The following is a 25,069-nucleotide window of genomic DNA, read 5'->3' on the forward strand; positions in this document are numbered from 1 at the left end:
AAGGAACAATATTTTACAAATAACATAGAGCCCAACCCCATATGGAACTGAAGTTCACTCTGATGATCCGAGCGGATTCGCCCTCCTCCCCTTTCAAAGCTGGTTTAATGATAGGAATTAAATGAGAGTGGATTATATTTATTTTTTTCATACAGATCAATTATAGTTTCTGCTAATAGTTGAATACCGAGATTGATTTTTTGTTCATTTACTTGTGAAATGCTTAGTCGAATTGCTTTCTTTTGGTTTTCGGCTAAGTACATTCTTGAAGCGTTGTCTACGTATATATGTTTTTCATGTAGGAGGTAAATCAATTTGTCGATATTTATATGGGAAGGCAAAAAGATTGTGAGATAAAAGCCACTTTTTGGTTTTGTAAATTGTACATAGTTAGGTAAATACAATGAACAGGCTTCTAATAATGTTTTCATTTTTTTTATGTACAATATTTTTACGCTTTCTACATGATATTGAAACATACCGTTTTTTAAATAGATTTCTAATGCCCCTTGTGAAAGTGGAGATGTATGGAAATCTGTACTAAATTTATTATGAATGAATGAAGGGATCATTTTTTCAGGGAGTACAACTGTAGCAATACGTAGTCCGGGCAAAAATACCTTCGAAAAGCTCTTAACATAAATAACTCTTCCGTTGGGTTCGTACGCAAACAAAGGGTCTGCTTTTGAATCCATGTCTAATTCTGCTAAAAAATCATCCTCTACAATGTATAAATCGTATTTTTCTGCAAGAGCAACAATTTTTTTCTTTTCCTCATTTGTGTAATGATGTCCCAGTGGGTTGTGGAATCTTGGAATGATGTAAAAGAATTTAATATCATTGGTTCGAAAAAAATTCTCAAGTCTTTCAAAATCAATCCCTTCCATTGTTAATTCAATCCCTAACGTTGTAATTTGATTTAACTGTAAGGAATCTATCATACCAAAGTATGAAGGTTGCTCAATTAATACATTCTTTTTCCCATTAGGAAACGGCATAATGGACAGAATATGAAGGGCTTGTTGTGATCCAGAAGTAATGACAAGTCGATCATGTTTCGTGAACACCTGTAAATGTTGTAAATATTTCACAAGCTCTAGCCGTAAAGAAAGAAGTCCCTGTTGATCACTATAAGTAAATAATTGTTCTTTATAATGGTCAATCGCCTGATTGATACAATGCTGAAAGTCTTTATACGGCATGGTTCGTTTATCTGGACCAGCAGATAAAAAATCAATTTCAATTTCATGGTTAGTAGTTGTTTGATAATTGTCCACTACGTAATAGCCACTTTTCGGTTTAGCATAGACAATATGCTGTTTTTCCAATTCAAGTAATGCCTTAACAACGGTATTTTTACTACATTGAAATTGTTCAGCTAGCAGTCGAATCGATGGTAGTTTATCTCCTGTCTTTAACTTCTCATCCTTGATTTGTTGTTTCACCCATTCTAAAATGCCAATATATTTTGTTGTCACAACTATTCTCCTTCGCTATCTGTACCATGACAGATGGGGAATTCTCTTGTTTTAAAAAAAGTTGATATTCATTACAATCATGCTTAATAGCGTAATCCTTTTAACTATGATTATCGGATATTTTTTTATGCTTGAGAAGGGGGAAATTAAGTGGAAACTAAAATGAAAAGAGGCATGTTATTGGGCTTTATTGGCGTAGTTTGTTTTAGTCTTACATTACCAGCTACAAGCATTGCCCTACCTTATTTTGGTGAGGTGATTGTTGGATTAGGTAGAACAGTTATTGCAGCTATTATTGTAGGGACTATCTTTATTATAAAAAAGCAATTGTTACCTAATAAAAGACAGTTCAAAAGTTTGCTTATTGTTACTGTTGGAGCCGTACTTGCCTTTCCATTATTAACTACATTTGCAATGAAATCACTCCCTGTATCACATGGTGCAATTGAATTGGCTTTATTACCGCTTGCGACAGCTGGCTTTGCGATGTGGCGTGGGGGTGAGCGACCTTCAAAACGCTATTGGATCGCCAGTACAATTGGTGCGATAACTGTCACTATATATGCTCTCTATTTAGGATTAGGGCAATTGCAAACAGGGGATATTGCATTAATTCTGGCTGTATTTTTACTTGGATTAAGTTATGCAGAGGGTGGAAAATTATCAAAAGAGCTTGGTAGTTGGCAAGTGATTGCTTGGGCTATAGTAATTGGTGCCCCGTTTTTTATTATTCCTGTCAGCTTCAGTATTTCAGTTAATATGTTAGAAGCGCCAATCGAAGCTTGGATCAGTTTGTTTTATTTAGGTGTTGTAAGCCAGTTTTTAGCATATGTTGCATGGTATGGTGGGATGTCTTTAGGAGGCATTTCAAGAGTAGGGCAGATTCAATACTTACAACCCTTTTTAATGATAGGATTTTCTGTATTATTCTTAGGAGAATCGATAACTTGGCTAACGATTGGTTTAGCTATTATAGTTGTGATATGCGTAATAATCGGGAAAAACGCACCAGTGATAAAGAAGGAGTTCCATCTTGAAAATAATGCTTCTTCATCATAGAAGTAAGAGAAAAGGATACCCAATTTTATCCGTTTGAAGGAAACTGTACATTAAAAATAATCTTGAAGATCAATTATCAATTTAATCGAAGATAAAAGAAATATCTTTCGACAATCATAGAGTTGGTTTTTGTTCAAGGATGCTTTTAAAGCTATTTCTATATAAATAAAGCAAATAACAATGAAGGATGACAAGTATAATTGCTAGTGGAAGCAAGGAATGGTCCAAAAACAAGTGAAGCAAAAGGATGTTGACGATAATTGGGGTTAATATTGCCAAAGTTAGAGGAACAAATCGATTCATCAAAAGTAAGATACCACATAAAACTTCTAATGATTTTTCCACAATTAATAGATATTTAAATTCGAATAGTGCCATTGCTTCGGTGCTGGTTGCTATAAACGGTTCAATGCCAAAGATAACAAAATAACCATTTAGACCTGCACCAAAGAATATGACTCCTAACAAAAGTCTAGTTATATGCATAAATATTTTAGTCAATTTCAACACCTCCAATTTAACTTTATTCAAAATAATTTTTAATATCACTATTCAATTGTGTAATTCATAATTTGAATTATTTAATGAATTTCGCTCAAATCTGTAACATAGGAGGAAGAAAGGAAGACAAACATTTCTAATGTGTAGTTAACTTCGCTTTAAATAGTGAAGAAGTGATCTTCAGCAACAAATGCGGAAATATGTAATGTACCCTGTAGAGTTAACACGTAAAAAACTACTCTACAGGGTCAATTTGTATAGAATGAAGAAATGGGGAATGAATGGTTTTTTTGACATCTGTATTCCTTTAATGCAAATCAATCAACAAAAAACACTTATCATCACTTTGATGATAAGCCAATTCAGTGTTATTCATTGATTGGATGATCATCTCTTTAAGATCATGCATTGGCTTTGTTTTATTATCTTGTAGCAAGGGCTTTAAATGATTAAAGCCAAAAGGATCTGTCACTCCATCGGTATATAGAAGAAGCCTACTCCCTCTTAGATAAGGAATTGTTGTTGTTTTAAATTGTACCCCTTCAAATGTTCCGATTGGAGGTGAAGAAGAATTAAGCTCCTGTATTCCCTTAGAACTCTGTAAGAAGGCAGGTGGGTGTCCAGCATTAATAAAGTCAATCTTCTTTTCCTTTGTATCTATTAGTAAATAAATAACTGTGCAGTAATGCCAAGCCTCTTCATTATTTTGAAAAAGACTATGCAGATGGTGATCCAATTCTTTAATGACGATCTCAGGATTCCCTTCTCTTGAAATTAATCGTTGAAATAATGATTGAACAGACATGGTAATTAATGATGAAGAAATACCGTGGCCCATTACATCCAGTATGATGATCCCATAACGATGCTTGTCAATTTGATAAATCCCATAGATATCCCCTGAAAGTTCATGAGATGCTTTATAGAATGCTTCGATATGTATATATTCATTACTGATAGAATCCGTTAGTGTTGTCTCTTGTATTTTTCTGGCAAGCTCTAATTCCTTTTTTGTTTCTATGTTGTACTTTTGGTTTAGCTCATTTACTTTGAGTAATTCTGCTTGCTTTTCTTCCAAGGATCTCAAAGCAATCTCTAAATCGGAAACAGCCTTGTTTTTTGCCATTAAGGCTGCTTCAGCCTCTTTCTTTGCTACAAGCAGAGCATTTTCGAGTTCCTCGCGTTTCCGGATTGGAATTAGGACACATTCAATAACAGTTTCGTTTTGCCTTACCTTGGCCTGTGCATTTAAAAGAACAGGTATTTCTTTTTTATTCTTTGATTCTAACGAAAGATACATCTCATCTACTTTCTTATTTACTTTAATAAGTGGAACAAAATAAAGTTGATAAAAAAGTTGAGCAGATTTGGTGAAAATTTTATTAATATGTTGACCAATTAGTTGCGGTAAGCTGTAATTTAGTTCTTCTAGTAATGTTTGGTTACTAGATATAATAATTCCATCTTCAGATAACGTTAGAAATCCACCTGGAGCATGGTTCAACTGTTCATCCATTAAGTTTGATCTCCTTGAATTTATTGTTTAACAGTTGCTCTTAGGTATTCTTGAATAACTTCAATTGTTTCCTCAGGGTGACTCATATGCGGACAATGTCCTGTTGCTTTTAGCTTTTTATATTGACTATAAGGCAAATGAACTTTAAGGTATTCTCCTACTTCTGTAGGAGCAATAATATCGTTAGAGCATTGCATAATGAGAGAAGGAACAGTTACTTTTGATAAATCCCCACGATTATCTGCAAAAAAAGCTGCTTCAGCAAATTGACGAGCAATGAGGGGATCGGTAGAGCAAAATCGATCTTCAAGTTCCTTTGTTATAGAGGGCTGATCTTGGCTATTCATAACAAGTGATGCAAACATATTTGCCCAACCGATATAATTCTTTTCCATCATATCAATTAACCCTAAAAGATCCTCTTTTTGAAAGCCTCCATAGTAAGAAGGAGGATCGTCCAGATAATATGGGGAGGGTCCAATCATAATTAAATGAGAAAAATAATTTGAATGGGCAATTGACGCTAGCATTCCGATCATACTGCTAACTGAATGTCCAATAAATATTGCCTTTTTTAAGTCTAATGCAGCACAAACCTCCAATAAATCCTGAACATACCCTGATAATGTACCATATCTTTTATAATCGTATGATTGAATATCAGATTTTCCTAGACCGACATAATCAAAAAGAATAACACGATACTCCTGTTTAAATGCATTAGCAACTGAATTCCAAACCGTTTGATCACAATTAAAACCAGGTGCAAATATGATTGTCCTTTTTCCGCATCCTTCGATTTGAACATTGTTTCGCAACAAGATATCTTGCTTCATCTATCTTCCTCCCTAATAAATTCATACTTTATAGCTTACCATGTAATTTTTAAATATAGGACTATTTTGTGGATATAATTGGATTATTACTTTCTATTTCAACTGTACTGTCTTTGATTTTAAGTAAAGATTGCCAAGGGTCTTGTAATGGAAGATTTTAAATAAACAAGCAGAAGTGTTGAATAAGAACGGTGAATACTTATATGAAATAAAATATGATGAAATTAACTTCTTTTGAATGTTTAGTTCATTCGTTAAGAATATTGTAAGAATGATAATTTGAACGTGAAGGCTTTATAGTTGTCATTGATACATCAATAATTACCCATCTTTAAATATAATTGTTTTAGGTAAAAAGCTAACCAAAATCATATCCACTATAAAAATACCAATTATTTGGAAATTAGATGGCATTTATTATTACAAAGAGGGAATGCTATTACTATACAAAAATTTAAAGGTAGGTTCGAAATGGAAATTGCTATCATGGGCGCCGGCCTCTCCGGTTTAGCGTGTGCCATTACTCTTGAAAGAAATGGTATAACTCCAACGATCTTTGAAAAACGAAGTAAAGTAGGGGATCGTTTTGTTAACGGAGAGGTACTGCTGTCAATTTTCACAAGACCAGTTCATGATTGTATTGCATCATTATCAGAAGAGTATGGAATTTATCTTAAACCTACTTCAAATATTCAGAAAATGGAGCTTTATTCAAAATATGAAAAGGCGATCATAGAGGGACATTTAGGTTTCACAAATATTCGTGGCAGGGAACAGGATTCATTTGAATCTCAGCTAGAACAACAAACCAAATCAGCCATTTATTTTAATTCCGAGGAAACATATGAACAATTACTTAGTAAATATTCACATGTAGTTATAGCAACTGGAGACGGAGCTTATGCAAAGAAGACACGAAATTTCAGAGAAGATTTAACTGTATCTATAAAAGGCGCCACAATTGAAGGTAGTTTTGACCGCTATACTGTCATGGCTTGGATTGATTACGACCTAGCTCCTTATGGGTACTGCTTTCTTATTCCATTTTCAGAGAATGAAGCATCTATCTCTATTGCGATCCCAGATTTGCCCGTAAATGCGAATGTAAACATCAATAATCTTTGGGATTTTTTTTACGAAAAAGTACGTTCTAAGTTTAAACAGGCATTACCTATAACCGATCAGTTTCAAGTTACTCGATATCCAATAGGGATTTGCAGGTCAGGGCGGGTAGGAAATACTTTTTACATTGGAAATTGCTACGGAACCATGATGCCTTTTATGGGCTTTGGACAGTATGCATCTATATTAAGTGGAATTTATGCCGCCTATGATTTGTGCGGTTTCGGAAAATATGAGGAGTTAATGAAACCATTTCGAAAGAGCTATGAAGATTCTCTAGTTTTAAGAAGAGCAATGGAACAATTATCGAATAATGGATTGGATCGAATCATTCACTCACTAGGAGGTTACTGGGGAGAAAAGTTGTTCCACACGAAAACGATTAACCCGCTTAAAGTCGCAAGCTATTTACTTCGACCCTATATAAAAATAAAAAAAGGAGGGATCTCATAATGAGAAGCCCAAAGTCAATTTCCCTAACATCTTCTGAACTTGGCTATCTATGGACCGGCTATTCTATCAATGAAATGTCAAAGTGGTATCTAACATTATTTCGTGAGCAATCACAGGATGAAAAAATTAAGGATTTATATACATATGCGTTAAAGAATACAAATGAAATTCTTATTGAACGGGAAAAATTACTTAGTAAGGAGGGATATCCAATCCCAATTGGCTTTTCGGAATCGGATATTCATGTAAGCTCTCCCATTTTGTTTTCAGATCGATTTTTGTTGTACTATCTGCATATTGGGTCCCGTCTAGGTCTTGAATTCCACTCTAGATCGTTAGCTTCAGCCACGAGAGTAGATATACGCAAATATCATACTAATTGTTTAAATTCTACTACCCAATTAAATGAGAGAGTGATGGATATTCTACTAGATAAAGGGTTCTATTGGAGAACACCGACATTACCCGCACCGACATATCCGGAGTATATTCAAAAAAATGATTATTTAAATGGATGGCATGGAGATAATCGTCCAATTAATAGTATGGAGCTTGCTAACCTCTATCTAAACATGGATCTTCTAATGATTATAGAAGCACTGTGTATAGGTTTTGCCCAAACTTCTGACTCTGATGAAATAGCTGAATTACTTCTAAGAGGGGTTAAGATAGCAAAAAAACAATATCATGCATTGGCTGAATTGTTAGAGAAAGACGAATTACCAATTCCGCCAGGTTTTTCAGCAGAAATAACCAATTCAAAGAAAAGAGTATTATCCGACCGAATCATGGTGACGCATTTTGCTGGTTTACTTGGTTCATTATTGTCCCAATATGGCTTTTCTCTAGGTGCTGTAATGAAACATGATTTAGTTGCAACCTATTCAACTCTAATTGTTAAAGCTGGCGCTGTTTCGGAGAAGGTTACTCGACTCCTTATTGAAAAAGAATGGTTGGAAAAGGTGCCAGGAGCAATAGGCCATAATAATTGATAGTCGAAGATAAATAGGCTAGGAATCTTGTTAAAGTTAAACTTAAATTAAAAAGATAAAGCACATCCGAAAAATTCAGATATGCTTAACTGATGTATATTGGAGTCGCCTTTGTCACACTGTTTTCTTAACTATTTTTAGGTCTCTTTCTTTAGACAAGTTACTTTTCTTAGCCTTTCTAGGTGTAAAGAATGAGATGATTAAGGCGATAAAAGACAGAACTAACATAAATACATAGGCATCACTCGATCCATATATAGATGCTAATTTAGACGCTTGTGTAGCTGTAATATTTGCATTTTCCGTATATAAAACAGTTGCATGTGAAGTTGATTGAATTGTATATATTGTAACGACAACGGCTGTACCAACGGCACCTGCTAATTGACGGACTGTATTATTTAATGCTGAACCGTGTGAACCTAATTCGCGAGGAAGAGCGTTCAACCCAGCTGTATTTAGTGGCATAGTAATGAAACTCAATCCAATTCTTAGAATACAAGTGCGAATCATTAAATACATGTAGGTAGTAGATTCTTTTAATTCGGTCACTCCCCACATGGAGATAATGATAAAGATTAAACCTGTAATAAAGAGTGGCTTGGCACCGTATTTATCAAACATTTTCCCTGTAACAGGGGATAAGAAGGCATTTATTACAGCTCCTGGAAGTAAAAGTAGCCCAGCTTCAAAGGCGGTAAAGCCCCGGCCATCTTGCAAATAAATCGGTAAAAGTATTAAATCTGCGTACATAATCAATGTAACTAGTACATTGATTATCGAAGTGAGAGTAAATATTTTATATTTAAATACAGATAAATTTAATAAAGGGTCATTGGATTTTAACTGACGCAAACAAAATATCGTCGTAAAGATCATCCCAACAATAATTGTTGATAGAACAATAGGACTATCCCATCCCTTACTACCAGCACTACTAAATCCAAAGAGAATACAACCAAAACCAATAGTAGATAGAATCACACTTGTAGTGTCCAATTTTGCTTTTATTGTTTCTGAAACATTCATTAAATATTTATAGGCTAGTGCAATGACGATTAAAACAAATGGGATTAATCCGATAAACAGCCATCTCCATGAAACATATTCAACGATAAACCCAGATAAAGTTGGAGCAATAGCTGGTGCGAAAATCATCGCAAACCCAATTATCCCCATAACACTTCCGCGTTTTTCACTTGGATATAAATATAAAATAACTGTCATTAATAAAGGGACAATAATACCTGCACCAATAGCTTGAATTAATCTTCCAGTTAAAAGTATGCTAAAATCCAAAGCACTTGCACATAGCACTGATCCTATGAATAAAAAGAACATTGAGCTAATAAAAAGCTGTCTTGTTGAAAATCTTTTCATTAAAAAGGCTGTAATAGGAACTAACACACCGTTAACTAACATAAAACCTGTTGATAACCACTGTACAGTTGCAGGTGTTACCTTGAATATGTCCATTAAACTACTCATTGCTACATTTAATAATGTCTGATTTAGCGTAGATAAAAAACAACCAGCAATAAGTACAGTTAATAAGATTTTTTTATTCCTCTCCGATATTTCCTTCTGCATTCAGAAACTCCTTTCACTTTAAAGGTTGAGTTATCGACATTGTGTCGATAAAATTGATAGTAACAAAATATACTAACCTTTACCATGAACAGTTTTTTTAAAAGTGTTCACTAATAGACAAGGGGAAAGCATGTGTCGATAAAGGAATAAAAAATCTACAAAGGAGTTTTGGGATGTCTACTACAAAAAAAGAAGATCCTCGTACAACTCGTACAAAGGAAATGTTGAAAAAAGCTGTTCTATCTCTATTAAAGGAAGAAGGATCTATTTCAAGTATTAATGTACAAAAGGTTGCAGCAAAAGCTGGTTTGAATCGGACAACTTTTTACTTGCATTACCAAGATATACAGGATTTATTGATTACAATTACTGATGAGATAGTAAATGAGCTTTCCGATAAAATTGTTGCTTTAATTCATGCAGAGGACTTAACGGAAAAACAACAGCTTACACAATTACTCGATTATTTATATGTACATAGAAATGATCTACTTAATTTGTTCAATATGAATAAGTTTGAAGAGCAATTGTTTTCACTACTAAAAAAATTAGTGGAAACAAGGAGGAAGAGGACAATGAAGGATCTGCCAGAGGATTATGTTTCTGTTGATATTAAGACAGCCTCATTGGTAGGGATTATTATGTGGTGGATAAGAAAGGGTCTTCATCATAGTTCAGACTATATAGCAGATCAAATCTATTTGATGTATAGGGTACAATAATTTTAACGACTAATATCATGAGTATTGATAAACGATTATCATTAGACGTGTGAAATAGCTCTTTTGCAAAAAAGCGCATTTGCTTCGAAAGGGTTTGTTTATCTAATTCTACCAAATTAGAACAAGGAGAGAAGAATAATGGAGATAACACCAGTAGTATTAGAAGGAGATAGAGTAAAGATACAACCTATGGAAGATGATCACGTACAGGAATTATTTGATGCGGGAAATCATCCAGATATATGGGCATACATGCCAATGAAGGTTCAATCGATTGAAGATATGAAGTGCCTTGTGAATGGAGCACTTCTAGCAAGAGAGCAAGGAAGCGAATTTCCTTTTGTTATCTACGATAAGGAATCGGGGAAAATAGTGGGAAGCACTCGTTTTCTTAATATATCCATCGCAAACCGTAACTTGGAAATTGGTTGGACATGGCTGTCTCCAACTGTTTGGAGAACTAGAGTAAATACAGAATGTAAGTATCTTCTTTTGAAACACTGCTTTGAGACACATGAGACGATTCGTGTTCAGTTAAAAACAGATAGTCGTAATGTGCGGTCTCAGCAGGCAATGGAACGGCTGGGTGCGGTAAAAGAAGGAGTGCTTCGGAATCATGTAGTTATGCCTGACGGTTATCTAAGAGACTCTGTTTTTTACAGTATTATCGATCAAGAATGGGTGCTAGTGAAGGAGAAATTGGAGAGTATGCTACGGTAGTTCAGTATTTTGGAAGTGTTCCTTATTAAACTAAATATGCTAGAGTTGAAGATTCAGGGTTGCTGCGGCAGCCCTTTTGTTATGCCTCTAACGGGAGTGTACTGAACAAGAAGTTCTTTTTAGACTCTAAAGAATATACATATAACATTAAGTGTAAATGGGGGATGGAATGAACTCGCAAGGGAGAGTATGTTTAAGTGTTGGCTGGATCACTTTGTTTCTCATGGGTACTGATTTATTTGTAGTATCTCCGTTACTACCGTTCATTTCGGAAGCATATCATGTTAGTTCAGCGATGACAGGATGGATGATAACTGTTTTTGCTGTAACATATGCTATTGTAGCACCTTTTTTTGGTTGGGCTTCAGATAAAAATGGAAGAGGAATTTTTATTACGTTTGGGTTATTGTTATTTTCCTTCTCTAATATCTTAACCGCTTTTTCACCTTCTTTCACCTGGTTAATCATTAGTCGCATTTTAGCTGGTTTGTCGGTTGCTGCAATTACTCCTCTAATTTACGCCATTATCGGGGATCTTGCACCATCAAGTCGGAGGGGAACTTGGCTTTCAATTGTTGTTTCAGGACATCTAACAGCTCTTTGGGCAGGAGCACCAGTCGGTACGTTACTAGAGCATTTTCTTGGTTGGCGTTCAGTATTTGTTGTAATGGCTATTATAGGGACTATTTTAGCGGTAGTAAATTTCAAAACATGGAAATATGTCCCTAAAAGTGATGTGACAAGAAATTTACTAGAAGGAAATCTACTAAGAATACTTGGTTCGGTAAGTGTAACCACCATTTGGGCGATTTCAATGTATGCTCTATATGTTTACTTAGGAGCAGCTCTTTATTCTGAAAATGGATTCTCATCATCAGAAATCGCATTAGCTGTTACTTTTTATGGGATTGGTGCTGTTTTAGGAAGTCTTATAAGTGGAAAGTTTACAGATAGGTTTGGTGCAGGGAAGATTTCGAGAGCTACACTAATTATTTTAACTGTACTATTCGTTTGTTTAGGAATATTCTTCTCATATGGCTATTGGATTTATTTCTTTTTGTTCCTATGGGCTTTAGTTGGGTATGCAGGATTTACATCATACCAAGCACGATTAGCAGTCGAATATCCAAAGGAACGAGGTATCGTTATGGCGTGGAATAATACAGCTCTGTATATTGGTATCACCATTGGTTCAATGATTGGTGGTTATGTCATATCTAATTGGGGTTATCTATTCCTTCCATATATTTGTAGCGTTGCAGCCATTATTAGTTTTGTTCTTAGTAACCAAAATGTCCAAGAAACAAAAAAAGAATCAGCTTTACAGGCTGATTGATGACCTCAAGATGAAGCTTTTAGAAAAATGCGTTTTAAACATAAAATGAGGTATGTTTACAACCATACCTCATTGGCAACACATCATCTTATTAATTTAACACAGTTTTAAGCGTTTCAATGTTTTTCTCCATAATACTGAAATAATCTTCATTATTTTTTATGTCTTCTTCTGTTACGGATTCAAGATTATGAAGGGTAAGTGACTTAGCGCCGATTTCATCTTGGATGACTTTCGCTACGTTAGATTGTACATTTTGTTCAAATAAAACGTATTTTAAATGATGCTCTTCGGATTCTGTAATAATTTCTGTAAGTTGTTGTTGACTAGGCTCCTGAGAAGGAGAAAGACCTGCTATTGCAATTTGTTCAAGGCCATATCGATCCTGCCAATATCCGTAAGCAGCATGTGAGACTAGAATGTATTTTGTTTTTGAATTTTCAAGAGTTTCATGAAATGTTTGATCTAGAGCAGTTAAATCGGCTTTTAGATTTGTGAAATTATCCTCAAATATTTCCTTTGATTCTGGCTTTAGTTCTATTAGTGCATTTTTAATGTTTTCTGCTAGTTTAATAGAGAGTATTGGATCAAGCCAAACATGTGGATCTTGATCTCCGTGAAGATGATGTTCATCCTCATGAGCGGCATTATCTTCATGTGAGTGTTTTTCCGCATGAGCAGCATTACCTTCATGTGAGTGTTCTTCCGCATGAGCAGCATTATCTTCATCTGAGTGTTCTTCCGCATGAGCAGTATCATCTTCATGTGAGTGTTCTTCCGCATGAGCAGCATTATCTTCATGTGAATGTTCTTCCGCATGAGTAGCATTATCTTTATGTGAGTGTTCTTCAGGTGTTTTAAGTAGTTCAATACCTTCGGCGGCTTTCAATATGTGAACGTCTTCTTTCTGTAACGTCTCTTCAGCTTGTTCAGCAAAACCTTCTACACCAGCACCAGTATAGATAAATAAATCTGAATCAGCGATATTTTTCATTGTTTTAACAGTTGGCTCATATATATGAGCATCAACATTTGGAGGGTAAACACTAGTGACTGTAATCTCATCTCCACCAATTTTTTTCGTGAAATCCTCTAATGGGAAAATGGTTGTGTATACCTCTAGCTTACTATTAGTATCATTTTTGCTTTCTGTAGCGTTTGTAGTTTGATCTTCTTGATTCCCACATCCTGTTAATAGAAGACCTATTGTTAGCATCGAGGTTAGTAAATAAGATTTTGTATTCATGGTTAAACTCCTAACATTTTGTTTTTAAAATTATCCGACTTAAATAGTAATGATTACGATTTGTATTCTACACTCAAAATTTGGTTATGTAAATAATATTTTCTCACTGTTATAAAAAGTAGAACCTTGAGTGTGTAGTGAATATAAGTATGACATTGTCGCTGGAGATGAAACTTTACATCTAAGGCACATTTGACTTTAGGGAAGCAAGGTATTATAATTTGAATAAATCGTAACCATTTCGATTTGAATAAATGATGAGGTGATTAAAATGAAACCCAATATACATCCTGACTATCAAAAAGTGGTATTTATGGATACGAACAGTGGATTTAAATTTTTAACAGGTTCTACAAAACGCTCAAATGAAACAATTGACTGGGAGGACGGAAATACATATCCACTAATAAAGGTAGAGATTAGTTCTGACACTCATCCATTTTATACAGGGGTACAAAAATTCACTGATAAAGGTGGAAGAGTGGACCGCTTCTTACAAAAATACAATATGAAAAAGAATAGCTAATTGGGAAATATTGATGACTGATAAAATGATGGAGCTATTTGCTAAAAGTATTATTGCTTCTCTTCCAAGCGAGAAAAGAAAGCTATATCAATTCATTGAAGGTGTAGAGGATAGCTTGGCACAGCAATCGAAATCAAAGGAACAGTTTTTAACTCTTCTTAAAGAGCATTCCCCGCACCATCAAGCAGCCAAACGTTTTCATCTAACAATTGATGAAACACTAAAGCTCATGCATCAAATTGAGGATGAAATAAACTCTAAACTAGAAGAGAAAATAAGTAGCTACAAGTGGATTGATTATACTAGACATTTCAACAAAAATAATGAAAGAGACAAAAGGTATTATCTCTTTCTGTCATAAAAAGAAGCTGATTCCTATGTGAATCAGCTTCTTTTAATTTCAAATGAAAAAACTAATTTACCCTAATAGGAATAATTTCGATTTATGCTTGGTATATATGTAGAGTGTTAGATAGGAGGGAAAGTGATGGGGAAAATACCAGTGTATATATTAAGCGGATTTTTAGGAAGTGGAAAAACAACTTTGTTAAAGCAATTACTACATACATGCAGTGAAAAGAATATAAACCCAGCCGTTTTAATGAATGAAATTGGAAAAACAGATACAGATGGAGAGAGTATATCAACAATGTTAAAAAATAGTCATCTAGAAAAATTACTAGATGGTTGTATGTGCTGTAATAAAAAAAATGAAGTAACTGATTATCTAAAAACACTTCTTAGTCGTAAACCGGATGTGCTCTTTATTGAGTTAACAGGAGTGGCAGATCCAGAAGAGGTTGTGGACTCTTTAACAGAGCCTGATCTTCTTCATCTTCTTTACTTAGAAAAAGTCATAACTATCGTGGATGCGGAAAATGTTCTTGCTTATAATAAGTGTTTGAGTCAGACCGTGACCTTGTTAGAACAACAAGAAAACAAATAAATGTGGCTGATACTCTTATTATCAATAAGATGGATTTAGTATCGGAAGCTAAGAAGAAAAAGGTAGAAAAGCTTGTGAGAAAAGAAAATACAACATCACCTATAATCTACACAACTTTTAGTAGAGTAGATATAAATGATCTATTTTTCAGTCACAGTTCGGGAATAAAGAGGCAGAAAAGAACAAGAAAAGAGGATATGAATGAAATGGATACAAGACCATCCTTTTCCAGGATCAAAAGCATCTCACTTCCACTTACTACACAAACAACAACAAAACAAATTGAGAAGTTTTTAAAAAGATGGAAAAATCATTTGCTCAGAGCAAAGGGATACCTTTCTGTTAAAGAAGGCACATATTTAATGCAATGTGTTATGAATCGAGTAAATTGGGAGCCTACAGCATTTAATGGTGAAAGTTATCTAGTCATGATTGGAGTCAATCTTGATGCGAAAGAAATAAAACAAGATTGGGAAAAAACATTTAAAGAACCAATATATGCTGAAAAATAAAGAGTCTCTCAGCTAGCTTTACAAGACAAAAGGGGCTAACATAAACGGTTGGCCTTTTTTTAAGTAAGTAGTAAAACGGAGCGAATATGAATTTAGGGAGGTATTATTTGTGGAGATAAGTAGCAGAGGACTTATAAAATGAGGACAAGAGCCAATAGTGAATTAATAGGCTTTGCTTTTCTTGGATCTTGCTTTTTGCTCTTTTATTTTCAAAAGAGGATAAAGCTAAGTGAATCTTTTTTTTCAGACTCTTTATTAACCTTCAATGTAGTTTTTATTAGTATTTTACTAGAAGCGTTACCGTTTGTTTTACTGGGTGTAATGATCTCAGGAATTATTCAAGTTTTTGTATCAGAAGAACAAATTAGGAGATTCATTCCTCGTAACAAGTTTCTAGCAATAATCATGAGTTGTCTTGTAGGTGCATTATTTCCCGCATGTGAATGTGGAATCGTTCCAATTGTTCGCAGGTTGGTTGGAAAAGGAATGCCTCTTTTTGCAGGTGTTGGTTTTTTGCTCACAGGACCACTAATTAATCCAATTGTTATTTTCTCTACCTATATGGCTTTTGGTGAGGATCCCAAAATGGCACTATTACGAATGGTTTTAGGATTACTTACAGCACTGATGATAACTGCTATGATCTGTGTGCTATTTAAGCAAAATCAATTGAAAATAACGAAGAATTCTTTTCATCTTGAAGCCCAAGAACAGGTGAAGCAACCATTACCAATACGATTACGATCTATGGTCGAACATGCTATTGATGAATTTTTTAATATGGGGAAGTTTTTAATTATTGGAGCAGTTCTAGCAGCTTTTGTTCAGACGTTTATCTCAACAAAGTCAATTGTAGACCTAGGAGATGGTTTAGTAGGATCAACTCTCGTCATGATGGGACTTGCTTATCTATTATCTCTATGTTCAGAAGCGGATGCATTTATTGCAGCATCTTTTGATCACCTTCTTCCGAAAACCTCTTTACTTGGCTTTTTAATTTATGGACCAATGCTAGATTTAAAGAATACGATCATGTTAATGTCTGTTTTCAAATTCCGTTTTGTCATAACACTAACAATCCTTATAACGACTACTGTGCTTGCTGTTTTATTACTAGCAAACCCATTTATATAAAGGAGAGGCTACTTCATGACCCTACAAAAGAGACAAGCAATAAAAGCAATTATTCTACTGCTGTTTGCCAGTTTTATTTTCATTTTGCATCAATCGGGGGATATGAAACATTTTATCCACCCTAATTATCTTCATTTTAGTCAGTTCGCTTCCGTTATTTTTTTGATTCTTTTTTTCTTTCAAGTTCCCCGTATTTTTAGGCCACTTGAAGCTGAGTATGATCATAGTCTTTGCGGCCCTTGGGGATGTCAACACGAAGAAGAGGGGTCTTCACTTAAAATGATATTGTCTATTGGAATTATTTCAATTCCACTTTTAACAGGGTTTATGATGCCTTATAGAACCTTTGGGGCTGAAGAAGCATTGAAGCGGGGCATTCAATATTCCGGTCTTGATCATCAGTTGTCGAGTGGAATTGAACTTGCAAATGGTCACATAAAAAGTCTTATGACTCAGCCTCTTATTCGTTTGGATCATACCGGTTTTACTGAATATATAGGGATGATATCAGAATACCCTGAAGTTTTTGAGGGAAAGGAAATAGAGATAGAAGGGTTTATAGCAGAAGATCAATTCATGTCCAAGAGAGAAAAAGTAATTGCTAGATTTCAAGTTACACACTGTGTAGCGGATGCACATGCAAGTGGATTTATTCTTGAGAATAGCGATGAGTTTGACTTAATGAATAATACATGGGTACGTATAAAGGGGACACTGAAGGTGAAGGAAGAGAATCAACAGTATATACCTGTTATTAATGTAAAAGCTGTGGAGAACATAGATACGCCCCAAAATCCTTATATTTTTTCATAGTTTATAAAGGACAGTCTATAAGAATAGCTGTTGGACTGTCCTTGTTTCATGATTTATTGGAACGGACGGTATTCTAGATTATCTTTAAAAACTTTATCTAATGCTTGCCAAGGCATTAACGCACAATTATGTCTTGCTTTAAATTGATGAACACCCTGTAGGGAGACACTATCTCCTAAATCAACTTGTTCATTTGTCAGTTTTCCAGTACGAATCAATTCTTCAAATGCTTTTCTTAATAAGGCAATCTCTTTTATGGATTTGTATTGAATTAACTCTGTCATCATAGAAGAAGATGCCATACTTATGCTGCACCCTTCACCAAGGAAGGCTACATTTTTTATAAAATACTGTTCACTTTCAATAAACAGTGTGATCACATCTCCACAAGTAGGGTTTTTATAATGCACTTTATGAACACTTTCACTTAATAACTCCTTGAAATTGCGCTTCTGTCGATAATGATCTAAGATAGCCTGGCGATACATTTGGTCGAGCACGATAAGTCACCTTCTTCATGATACTATTATTTTTCTTATGATTATTTTGACATTTTGTTTACTTTTTCCCGATTCTTAGATATCCCGGTCGCAACGTCCGGTGAACGCTCAAATCCTTGACCGTTATAAGAATGACTAATTTTTCCTGTATGATCCTCATTATCAAGCAGGGAGTCAATAAACAAAGGAGCATCCTCTGGTAGCAATTCCTTATACCAATGTCCCTGAGGGTAGTTGATGACAACACACTTATCGTGGCACCTTCCATTACATCTAGTACGTGTTGTGTGAATTCTATCATCTAAACCTCTTTCAGAAATTTCTCTCCGTATTTCCTGGGTCAGGTCTTCAGCGCCAACATGAGTGCAACTGCTACCGTTACAAATAAGAACATGATGAGTGGTATTGTTTAGATTCCATGTTGCCATAAATAGATACCTCCATAAAAGTGGTTGTTAGTACGATTTTTAATATGTTATTTGATGGAGTTAGTCTAATTTACCAGCTTGATTTCTTGATGCCAGGTAGGTGACCTCTATGAGCTAATTCCCGAAAAGCAATTCGAGACATTTTGAATTTGCGAAGATATCCTCTAGGCCTTCCCGTAATTTCACACCTGTTATGCAAACGGGTAGGAGCTGAATCTCTTGGTAATTTTCTTAATGCTTCATAGTCACCCATTTCTTTTAACTCTTTTCGTATTTCTGCATATTTTTTAACCAGTTCTTGCCTTTTTCTTTCTTTTGCAATTTTCGACTTTTTTGCCATTAGTAAACAACTCCTTATATAACTTTTTTAAAACGTAATGATTACGATTTGTATTTTATCTTATTCTTTTTTAAAACAAAATGCAAATAAAACATTTCTTATTTCAAGCTGAGGATTCAACAGACTTTTTTAAGAGTTAAAAAATGTATTTTCAAGACCTCATGAAAAGTAGTTGACAAAAACTAATAAATTATATATAGTTTGATTAACTAAATAGTTCTCCTAAAGGGGAGTAGCTTTTACAGCAAAGTCGTCATTTCGGAGATTTCGTATCTCTCGGCTTTGTTGGCAACGTTCGGTTGTTAGCAAGACCTTTACCTATTGGTAAAGGTCTTTTATTTTTATTAAAACCTTTACCGTTTACGGTAGAGGTTTTTTCTTTTTCCGGAGACTGAAAAACTTTTTAAGGAAAATTCACATGACAAGAGGAGTGAGTCAAAATGTTGGTTCGTCAGAGATTTAGGTGAAAAGTAACCTTCAAGATTGGAAGTTTATTGTATGAAAGATTTTAAACTAAGGGTTCATAAGGAGGAGAAATTAATTTGGAACTTTCAATTTTAATGGAGTATGGTTGGGTGTTAATCTTATTAGTTGCACTAGAAGGCTTGTTGGCAGCAGATAATGCTCTTGTTTTAGCAATCATGGTTAAGCATCTACCGGAGGAGGAAAGAAAAAGAGCTCTCTTTTATGGTTTAGCAGGAGCCTTCGTGTTCCGATTTGGTTCCCTCTTTGCGATTTCGTTCCTAGTGGATGTGTGGCAGGTGCAAGCGATAGGTGCTCTATACCTACTATTTATTGCTATAAATCATATAGTACGAAAGCTCGTATTTAAAAAGAAAGAAGAAACAAATGAAGAAGAAAACAAAAAAGGAAAATCAGGTTTTTGGGGAACTGTTTTAAAGGTGGAATTAGCTGATATCGCGTTTGCAGTTGACTCAATTTTAGCAGCTGTTGCCCTTGCTATGACACTTCCGAACACAAACCTTCCACAAATTGGTGGAATGGATGGAGGTAAGTTTCTGGTTATTTTTGCTGGTGGAATCATTGGATTAATTATCATGCGTTTTGCTGCTAATCTTTTTGTTAAGTTACTTCATTCAAGACCTGGCCTTGAAATAGCGGCTTTTGCAATTGTTGGTTGGGTAGGAGTGAAGCTTGCTGTATTAACACTAGGGCATCCAGATGTTGGTGTACTTTCTTATGAATTTGCACATTCCACTGGGTGGAAGCTTTTCTTCTATACTGTATTAATTGGAATTGCTGCTGCTGGATGGTTCTTAACGAAAGAAAAGAAAGAAGAGAAGCAAGCTGCATAGTGGGTTATATTAAAAAAGCTGCTCTACAAAGAGCAGCTTTTTTAATACCTGTAAGCTGTCCGGTTAAGGAAAAAAGGCTTGTTGTAAACAAATTGTGAAATATTTATTAACAATCAGTATATGAGTTGTATTTTAAAGCTGTGATAAATATAATAAAACTATCACGTGACGGTTTGGGGGGTTTCTTTTGGGACTGAAAAGTTAAAAATCGGTGAACTGGCAGAAAGAACAGGTGTTACAAAAAGAACAATAGATTACTATACTAATTTTGGACTTCTAAAAGCAGAACGTTCCCCTTCGAATTATCGCTTTTACGATATTTCATCTGTTGAACAATTAAATGATATCGAGAAGTGTAAAGAACAAGGAATGTCGTTAGAAGACATAAAGAAAAGAATGATTGACAAAAACGCAGAAGAAATTGACGTTTTGGAGTTACGTCTAAAAATCAAAGGATTGGAAAAAGACGTAACAGAGGTTTTATCTCAACTTGAAAACAGCAACTTAAAAAATCATGAGTTTATTAAAAAGAATGTTTCTCAGGAAAGTCTGTCTTTGATTCAATCATTGTTATTACTGCTTAACTGAGTCAATTTCATAATGTATTATTTGTTCACCAAAAAACGTATGACATTCACCTTTAATAGTGTTTTTATCCGTGTATTGTATTAACCAGTTTAGGATGAAGAAAAATATTCGTTTTTTGATTTAAGAGTCATAATTATGAAATTAACTTAACTAATTCATATTATTACCAGGAGGTGTACGTCTTACTTAATAAGACGACTCATTGATAACCATTAATTTACTTTTAATTTTAGCCCTAATAGCATTAACAGCCTTTTTCGTGGCAACTGAATTTGCCATTGTGAAAGTACGTGTTTCAAAAATTGATCAGTTAATTTCAGAAGGAAATAAAGGTGCAGTAGCTGCTAAAAAAGTTGTAACACATTTAGACGAATATCTATCAGCCTGTCAATTGGGAATTACAATTACAGCATTAGGACTAGGTTGGTTAGGGGAGCCGACTGTGGAGAAGCTATTACATCCTATGTTCGAACATTTTGCTCTAAACGAATCTGTTACGCATATTCTATCTTTTGGTATTGCGTTTGCTTTAGTTACGTTCCTCCATGTTGTTGTAGGTGAACTTGCCCCTAAAACAGTTGCGATTCAAAAAGCAGAGGCTGTAACATTATTGTTTGCCCACCCAATTATCTGGTTTTACCGATTAATGTATCCATTTATTTGGTTCTTAAATGGCTCAGCGCGTGTGTTAGTAGGTATGTTTGGGTTAAAGCCTGCATCTGAACATGAATTAGCTCATTCAGAAGAGGAGCTTCGTATGCTTTTGTCTGAAAGCTATAAGAGCGGAGAAATAAATAAGAACGAGTTAAAGTACGTAAATAATATCTTTGAATTTGACGAAAGAATTGCAAAAGAGATTATGGTACCACGTACTGAGATTGTTTCTATAGATATAGATACAAGCTATGAAGAAATTGTAGAGATTATTAAGAATGAACGATATACAAGATACCCAGTTATAGATGGAGATAAAGACAATATCGTTGGCTTCCTTAACATAAAGGAACTATTAACTTCTCATTTTACAGATGGGGGTAATGATAAAGAGTTTAATATAAACTCATATATTAATCCGGTTATTCAAGTGATTGAAACAATAGCAATACATGATTTATTGTTAAAAATGCAAAAGGATCGAACGCATTTAGCTATATTAATTGATGAGTATGGTGGCACATCTGGATTGGTAACAGTTGAAGACATTCTTGAAGAGATTGTTGGGGAAATTAGAGATGAATTTGATGAAGATGAGGTTCCCGAAATTCGAAAACTCAATGATGATCATTATATTCTAGATGGAAAATTATTGATAGATGATGTTAATCATCTCCTAGATACAGATTTTCCTAATGAAGATATCGATACAATCGGTGGTTGGTTTCTTACACAAAACTTCAACGCAACTGTTGGTGTAGAGGTAGAAAATGACGGTTACCTCTTTAAAGTACATGAAAGTGACGGACACCATATTCAATATATAGAAGTTACGAAAGTGAAAAATAAAGTTATTCCTATACACCAATAGGTCAGGATGTATTTATGAAGCATATATCTAGTATTTATTAATAAGAATAACTGAATTAACATTGTTATTGAAAACGCCAACTGTAGTTTGCGTTTTCTTTTTTATCTGAAAAAGGGGGATGGATTTAAATGGTTAAGGTAGGGATCATTGGAACTGGTTGGTTTAGTGGAGTGCATGCAAAAATCTTAAGTAACATGCAAGGGGTAAAAATTAAAGCTATTTGTGGAACTAGTAAAGAAAAGGCTGAGAAATTTGCTTCTTCTTATGGAGATGTAAATTCTTATGGAAATATAGCAGAAATGCTTGATAGCGATAAGCTTGATGCTGTTTATGTGTGTGTTCCGCCATTTGCGCACGGTGAAATTGAACTAGAATTACTAACTAGAGAGATTCCTTTTTTAGTAGAAAAGCCTTTAAGTGTTGATTTAGAGGTTCCAACAAAAGTAATAACAAAGCTTAATGAAAAGTCGATTATTACATCGGTGGGCTACCATTTTCGCTACAAAGACTCTGTTAGTTACTTAAAAAATGAGCTTAAAAACTGTACTCTTGGAATGGCAACTGGTGAATGGATGGGGTCAATGCCAACTGTACCATGGTGGCGAAATCAACAAACCTCGGGAGGACAGTTTATTGAACAAACAACCCATCTGGTTGACCTGCTTCGCTATACAATTGGAGAGGTAGAGGAAGTCTATGCCTCCTATGCTAGTAGATCTCTTTCCACTCAATATGAGGGTGTTACTGTAGCTGATGTTGGAACTGTTGCAATCAAATTTAGCAGTGGGGTCATAGCAAACCTTTCTAATACATGTCTATTACCTGAAGGAGACTCGATGGTTGGTCTTGACTATTACACGAACAAGGGAATTTTGCGTTTAGGGTTCAATGGATTAGAGATATCGAAAAAAGGTGAAACATCGTCCGTAAAAGAGGTCGTCAATCCATATGAAAAAGAAAACGAAGCATTTATACATGCTGTTCGAACCGGTGATCCATCACTAATATTATCAGATTACAGAGATGCATATAAAACACAAGAAGTGGCTGTTGCTGCTCAAGTATCAGCTGAAAAGGGTCTACCAGTGAAGTTAACTAAATAAGAAATTGCCTAAAGAAACAAAATGTGAAAGCTGCGCTCATTAATTGATGGGCGCTTTTTTACGATTAACCCAGGTTACCCGTAATTTAGAAGGGAATCATAAGCCTATAAATGCTGTATATGACATTTATGTGACACCTTGTCATTTCGAATGGACATATGACATGATGTCATATATGATTAAGGTATAGAGAATTATGACACCTTGTCACTTACGCGGATAGGAGTTCAATAGCATGCCAAAACAAACGTTTTATCACTTACCCAAAGAGAAGAAGGATACATTAATACACTCCGCAAAAAAAGAATTCTCACGGGTACCCCTTCATGAGGCATCAATTGCCAATATTATAAAAAGTGCAGGGATACCAAGGGGAAGTTTTTATCAATATTTTGATGATAAAGAGGATTTGTACTTTTATTTGTTAGATGAATTTACACAAAACACGAATAGAAGAGTAATGACCATTTTAAGAAGAAAACAGGGTGATTTGACAGAGACCTTGATTGATCTTTTTCAACATATTGTCCAGAGCCAGCATAATCAGGATAATAAAGCTTTTTTTAAAAATGTATTTTTAAATATGAATTATAAAATTGAAAATACGTTGGCTAGAAGTATGTATGAAAAAAGTCAAAAATCTCATTACCTAAGTTTCCTAAAATTAGTGAAAATAGATCATTTGAACATTAAATGTGAACAAGAATTGATTGATATGATTGAAATAATGGTCTCAGTGACAATTCATAATTTAGTTCGTGTGTTCGTTCTAAACTTATCTGAAGAAGAAGCTCTAACCAAATATATTAATCAAATCGAATTACTTAAAAAGGGATTTCAAAAGGAGTAAAACTGTGGGAACTGATCTTGTAAAGACTAAGATTGATTTTAAAAGCATAGTAAAAAAGCTACAAAAGCAAGGCATTAATGCTCAATTAATCAGAAGACCTACAAAAACAATTCATTTAAAATAGAAGGTTAAACATTCTCTTAATAAGCTTTTATAAAGGAGTACTAACAATTTGGATACATTAAGTGTTAGAGATCATGACGAAATCAAAATGGATACATTAGAACTTGTAAAGTTTATTATGACCTATAAATTTGCTGTTAATGAAATCACCACAAAGCTTAATATTTTGAATGAAGAATTTAAGTATGTTCATGACTATAATCCAATTGAAAATATAAGCTCAAGAGTTAAAACACCTGAAAGTATTTTACAAAAAATGAAAAGAAAGAATTGTGATTTAACAATAAAGTCGATAAAAGAGAATATTAAAGATATAGCTGGTGTCCGAATAACATGTTCTTTTATTTCTGATGTTTATAAAGTGTATGAGATGCTTCAAAAGCAAAAAGATATAGATGTGGTTCAATGTAAAGATTATATTAAACATCCAAAACCAAATGGGTACCAAAGTCTTCATCTTATTATAATCATTCCGGTTTTTTTGTCTGATCGAGTAGAAGACACCTATGTTGAGATTCAAATAAGAACAAAAGCAATGGATTTTTGGGCAAGTCTAGAACATAAGATCTATTACAAATTTGGGAAAGAAATTCCGGAGAATTTAACAAATGAATTAAAAGAAGCAGCTTTATCTGCTATTGAACTGGACAAGAAAATGGAGAGACTTCATGAAGAAGTAAAACTTATAAAAAATATCAAAAATGTTAATGAACCAATCATTAACATCCAGGTAAATGGATCGAATCTTAGTCAATTATTAGAAGAAATTGATCATACATGTTAGGAGGAAAAGT

27 protein-coding genes are annotated in these 25,069 nt (G+C 34.4%); 18 read left to right on the plus strand and 9 right to left on the minus strand.

Going from position 1 to position 25,069, the window contains the following annotated elements; all coding sequences use genetic code 11:
* Positions 1–104: 104 nt before the first annotated feature.
* Positions 105–1,478: an aminotransferase-like domain-containing protein gene (locus D9842_RS25125; RefSeq protein WP_121664811.1), complete on the minus strand. Its 1,374-nt coding sequence runs from the start codon at positions 1,476–1,478 to the stop codon at positions 105–107.
* A 162-nt stretch (positions 1,479–1,640) separates the two neighbouring features.
* Between D9842_RS25125 and D9842_RS25130 the strand changes: the two genes are divergently transcribed.
* Positions 1,641–2,537 carry a DMT family transporter gene (locus D9842_RS25130; protein ID WP_373995135.1) on the plus strand — a complete coding sequence of 299 codons (897 nt, stop codon included), beginning with the start codon at positions 1,641–1,643 and terminating at the stop codon, positions 2,535–2,537.
* Between the two features lie 114 nt (positions 2,538–2,651).
* Here D9842_RS25130 and D9842_RS25135 read toward each other — a convergent pair whose 3' ends face one another.
* From D9842_RS25135 to D9842_RS25145, 3 genes are all read right to left on the minus strand, one after another.
* Positions 2,652–3,038, minus strand: coding sequence for a hypothetical protein (locus tag D9842_RS25135; RefSeq protein WP_257535946.1), 387 nt, complete (start codon positions 3,036–3,038; stop codon positions 2,652–2,654).
* 307 nt (positions 3,039–3,345) lie between these two features.
* Positions 3,346–4,554 carry a SpoIIE family protein phosphatase gene (locus D9842_RS25140; protein ID WP_121664813.1) on the minus strand — a complete coding sequence of 403 codons (1,209 nt, stop codon included), beginning with the start codon at positions 4,552–4,554 and terminating at the stop codon, positions 3,346–3,348.
* A 20-nt stretch (positions 4,555–4,574) separates the two neighbouring features.
* Complete coding sequence (locus D9842_RS25145) at positions 4,575–5,390, minus strand: alpha/beta fold hydrolase (RefSeq protein ID WP_121664814.1); 816 nt, start codon at positions 5,388–5,390, stop codon at positions 4,575–4,577.
* Between the two features lie 471 nt (positions 5,391–5,861).
* On the opposite strand from D9842_RS25145, the gene D9842_RS25150 reads away from it, so the two are divergent.
* Together D9842_RS25150 and D9842_RS25155 are read left to right on the plus strand one after the other, a co-directional pair.
* Positions 5,862–6,965, plus strand: a complete 1,104-nt coding sequence (locus tag D9842_RS25150) for an NAD(P)/FAD-dependent oxidoreductase (RefSeq protein ID WP_121664815.1) — start codon at positions 5,862–5,864, stop codon at positions 6,963–6,965.
* On the plus strand, positions 6,965–7,957 hold the full coding sequence (locus tag D9842_RS25155; RefSeq protein WP_121664816.1) for a DUF3231 family protein: 993 nt from the start codon (positions 6,965–6,967) through the stop codon (positions 7,955–7,957). The genes D9842_RS25150 and D9842_RS25155 overlap by 1 nt, the downstream gene beginning before the upstream one ends.
* 114 nt (positions 7,958–8,071) lie before the next feature.
* On the opposite strand, the gene D9842_RS25160 is transcribed toward D9842_RS25155, so the two are convergent.
* Positions 8,072–9,547, minus strand: coding sequence for a DHA2 family efflux MFS transporter permease subunit (locus tag D9842_RS25160; RefSeq protein ID WP_121664817.1), 1,476 nt, complete (start codon positions 9,545–9,547; stop codon positions 8,072–8,074).
* Positions 9,548–9,720: 173 nt separating this feature from the next.
* Here D9842_RS25160 and D9842_RS25165 point away from each other — a divergent pair, with 173 nt between their 5' ends.
* The 3 genes from D9842_RS25165 (at position 9,721) to D9842_RS25175 (ending at position 12,325) form a co-directional block, all read left to right on the plus strand.
* Positions 9,721–10,269, plus strand: coding sequence for a TetR/AcrR family transcriptional regulator (locus D9842_RS25165; protein ID WP_121664818.1), 549 nt, complete (start codon positions 9,721–9,723; stop codon positions 10,267–10,269).
* A 138-nt stretch (positions 10,270–10,407) separates the two neighbouring features.
* A complete protein-coding gene (locus D9842_RS25170; protein ID WP_121664819.1) occupies positions 10,408–10,989 on the plus strand; it encodes a GNAT family N-acetyltransferase in 582 nt (193 codons plus the stop codon).
* A 169-nt stretch (positions 10,990–11,158) separates the two neighbouring features.
* Positions 11,159–12,325 (plus strand): MFS transporter, encoded by a 1,167-nt coding sequence (locus tag D9842_RS25175; protein WP_121664820.1) that lies wholly within the window; start codon positions 11,159–11,161, stop codon positions 12,323–12,325.
* Positions 12,326–12,416: 91 nt separating this feature from the next.
* On the opposite strand, the gene D9842_RS25180 is transcribed toward D9842_RS25175, so the two are convergent.
* Positions 12,417–13,571, minus strand: coding sequence for a metal ABC transporter solute-binding protein, Zn/Mn family (locus D9842_RS25180; RefSeq protein WP_121664821.1), 1,155 nt, complete (start codon positions 13,569–13,571; stop codon positions 12,417–12,419).
* A 271-nt stretch (positions 13,572–13,842) separates the two neighbouring features.
* On the opposite strand from D9842_RS25180, the gene D9842_RS25185 reads away from it, so the two are divergent.
* The 6 genes from D9842_RS25185 (at position 13,843) to D9842_RS25210 (ending at position 17,502) form a co-directional block, all read left to right on the plus strand.
* Positions 13,843–14,097: a type B 50S ribosomal protein L31 gene (locus D9842_RS25185; protein ID WP_121664822.1), complete on the plus strand. Its 255-nt coding sequence runs from the start codon at positions 13,843–13,845 to the stop codon at positions 14,095–14,097.
* A gap of 13 nt (positions 14,098–14,110) precedes the next feature.
* Positions 14,111–14,458 carry a hypothetical protein gene (locus D9842_RS25190; RefSeq protein WP_121664823.1) on the plus strand — a complete coding sequence of 116 codons (348 nt, stop codon included), beginning with the start codon at positions 14,111–14,113 and terminating at the stop codon, positions 14,456–14,458.
* A 126-nt stretch (positions 14,459–14,584) separates the two neighbouring features.
* Positions 14,585–15,043: a GTP-binding protein gene (locus D9842_RS25195; protein WP_121664824.1), complete on the plus strand. Its 459-nt coding sequence runs from the start codon at positions 14,585–14,587 to the stop codon at positions 15,041–15,043.
* Between the two features lie 2 nt (positions 15,044–15,045).
* Positions 15,046–15,555: a GTP-binding protein gene (locus D9842_RS25200; protein ID WP_162987561.1), complete on the plus strand. Its 510-nt coding sequence runs from the start codon at positions 15,046–15,048 to the stop codon at positions 15,553–15,555.
* Between the two features lie 138 nt (positions 15,556–15,693).
* Positions 15,694–16,689 carry a permease gene (locus D9842_RS25205; protein WP_121664826.1) on the plus strand — a complete coding sequence of 332 codons (996 nt, stop codon included), beginning with the start codon at positions 15,694–15,696 and terminating at the stop codon, positions 16,687–16,689.
* Between the two features lie 15 nt (positions 16,690–16,704).
* Complete coding sequence (locus D9842_RS25210) at positions 16,705–17,502, plus strand: TIGR03943 family putative permease subunit (protein ID WP_121664827.1); 798 nt, start codon at positions 16,705–16,707, stop codon at positions 17,500–17,502.
* Positions 17,503–17,555: 53 nt separating this feature from the next.
* Here the strand turns inward: D9842_RS25210 and sufU are convergent, their stop codons facing one another.
* From sufU to rpsN, 3 genes are all read right to left on the minus strand, one after another.
* Positions 17,556–18,002 carry a Fe-S cluster assembly sulfur transfer protein SufU gene (gene sufU / locus D9842_RS25215; RefSeq protein WP_180320408.1) on the minus strand — a complete coding sequence of 149 codons (447 nt, stop codon included), beginning with the start codon at positions 18,000–18,002 and terminating at the stop codon, positions 17,556–17,558.
* Between the two features lie 41 nt (positions 18,003–18,043).
* Positions 18,044–18,430, minus strand: coding sequence for a (2Fe-2S) ferredoxin domain-containing protein (locus tag D9842_RS25220; protein WP_121664828.1), 387 nt, complete (start codon positions 18,428–18,430; stop codon positions 18,044–18,046).
* A gap of 70 nt (positions 18,431–18,500) precedes the next feature.
* Entirely contained in the window at positions 18,501–18,770 is a 270-nt protein-coding gene (gene rpsN / locus D9842_RS25225) for a 30S ribosomal protein S14 (protein ID WP_121664829.1), read from the minus strand.
* A 542-nt stretch (positions 18,771–19,312) separates the two neighbouring features.
* Here rpsN and D9842_RS25230 point away from each other — a divergent pair.
* The 6 genes from D9842_RS25230 to D9842_RS25255 all read left to right on the plus strand — a co-directional run bounded on the left by D9842_RS25230 (position 19,313) and on the right by D9842_RS25255 (position 25,059).
* Complete coding sequence (locus tag D9842_RS25230; RefSeq protein ID WP_121664830.1) at positions 19,313–20,086, plus strand: TerC family protein; 774 nt, start codon at positions 19,313–19,315, stop codon at positions 20,084–20,086.
* Positions 20,087–20,251: 165 nt separating this feature from the next.
* Positions 20,252–20,674: a MerR family transcriptional regulator gene (locus tag D9842_RS25235; RefSeq protein ID WP_257535947.1), complete on the plus strand. Its 423-nt coding sequence runs from the start codon at positions 20,252–20,254 to the stop codon at positions 20,672–20,674.
* 202 nt (positions 20,675–20,876) lie between these two features.
* The gene (locus tag D9842_RS25240; protein ID WP_121664831.1) at positions 20,877–22,199 is read left to right on the plus strand and encodes a hemolysin family protein; all 1,323 of its coding nucleotides are present in this window, start codon (positions 20,877–20,879) and stop codon (positions 22,197–22,199) included.
* Between the two features lie 128 nt (positions 22,200–22,327).
* On the plus strand, positions 22,328–23,302 hold the full coding sequence (locus D9842_RS25245; protein WP_121664832.1) for a Gfo/Idh/MocA family protein: 975 nt from the start codon (positions 22,328–22,330) through the stop codon (positions 23,300–23,302).
* A 235-nt stretch (positions 23,303–23,537) separates the two neighbouring features.
* The gene (locus tag D9842_RS25250) at positions 23,538–24,152 is read left to right on the plus strand and encodes a TetR/AcrR family transcriptional regulator (RefSeq protein WP_121664833.1); all 615 of its coding nucleotides are present in this window, start codon (positions 23,538–23,540) and stop codon (positions 24,150–24,152) included.
* 211 nt (positions 24,153–24,363) lie between these two features.
* Positions 24,364–25,059, plus strand: a complete 696-nt coding sequence (locus D9842_RS25255; RefSeq protein WP_121665183.1) for a GTP pyrophosphokinase — start codon at positions 24,364–24,366, stop codon at positions 25,057–25,059.
* The last annotated feature ends 10 nt before the right edge of the window (positions 25,060–25,069 follow it).

The sequence above is a fragment of the Metabacillus litoralis genome, from assembly GCF_003667825.1.
Taxonomy (GTDB): Bacteria; Bacillota; Bacilli; order Bacillales; family Bacillaceae; genus Metabacillus; species Metabacillus litoralis_B.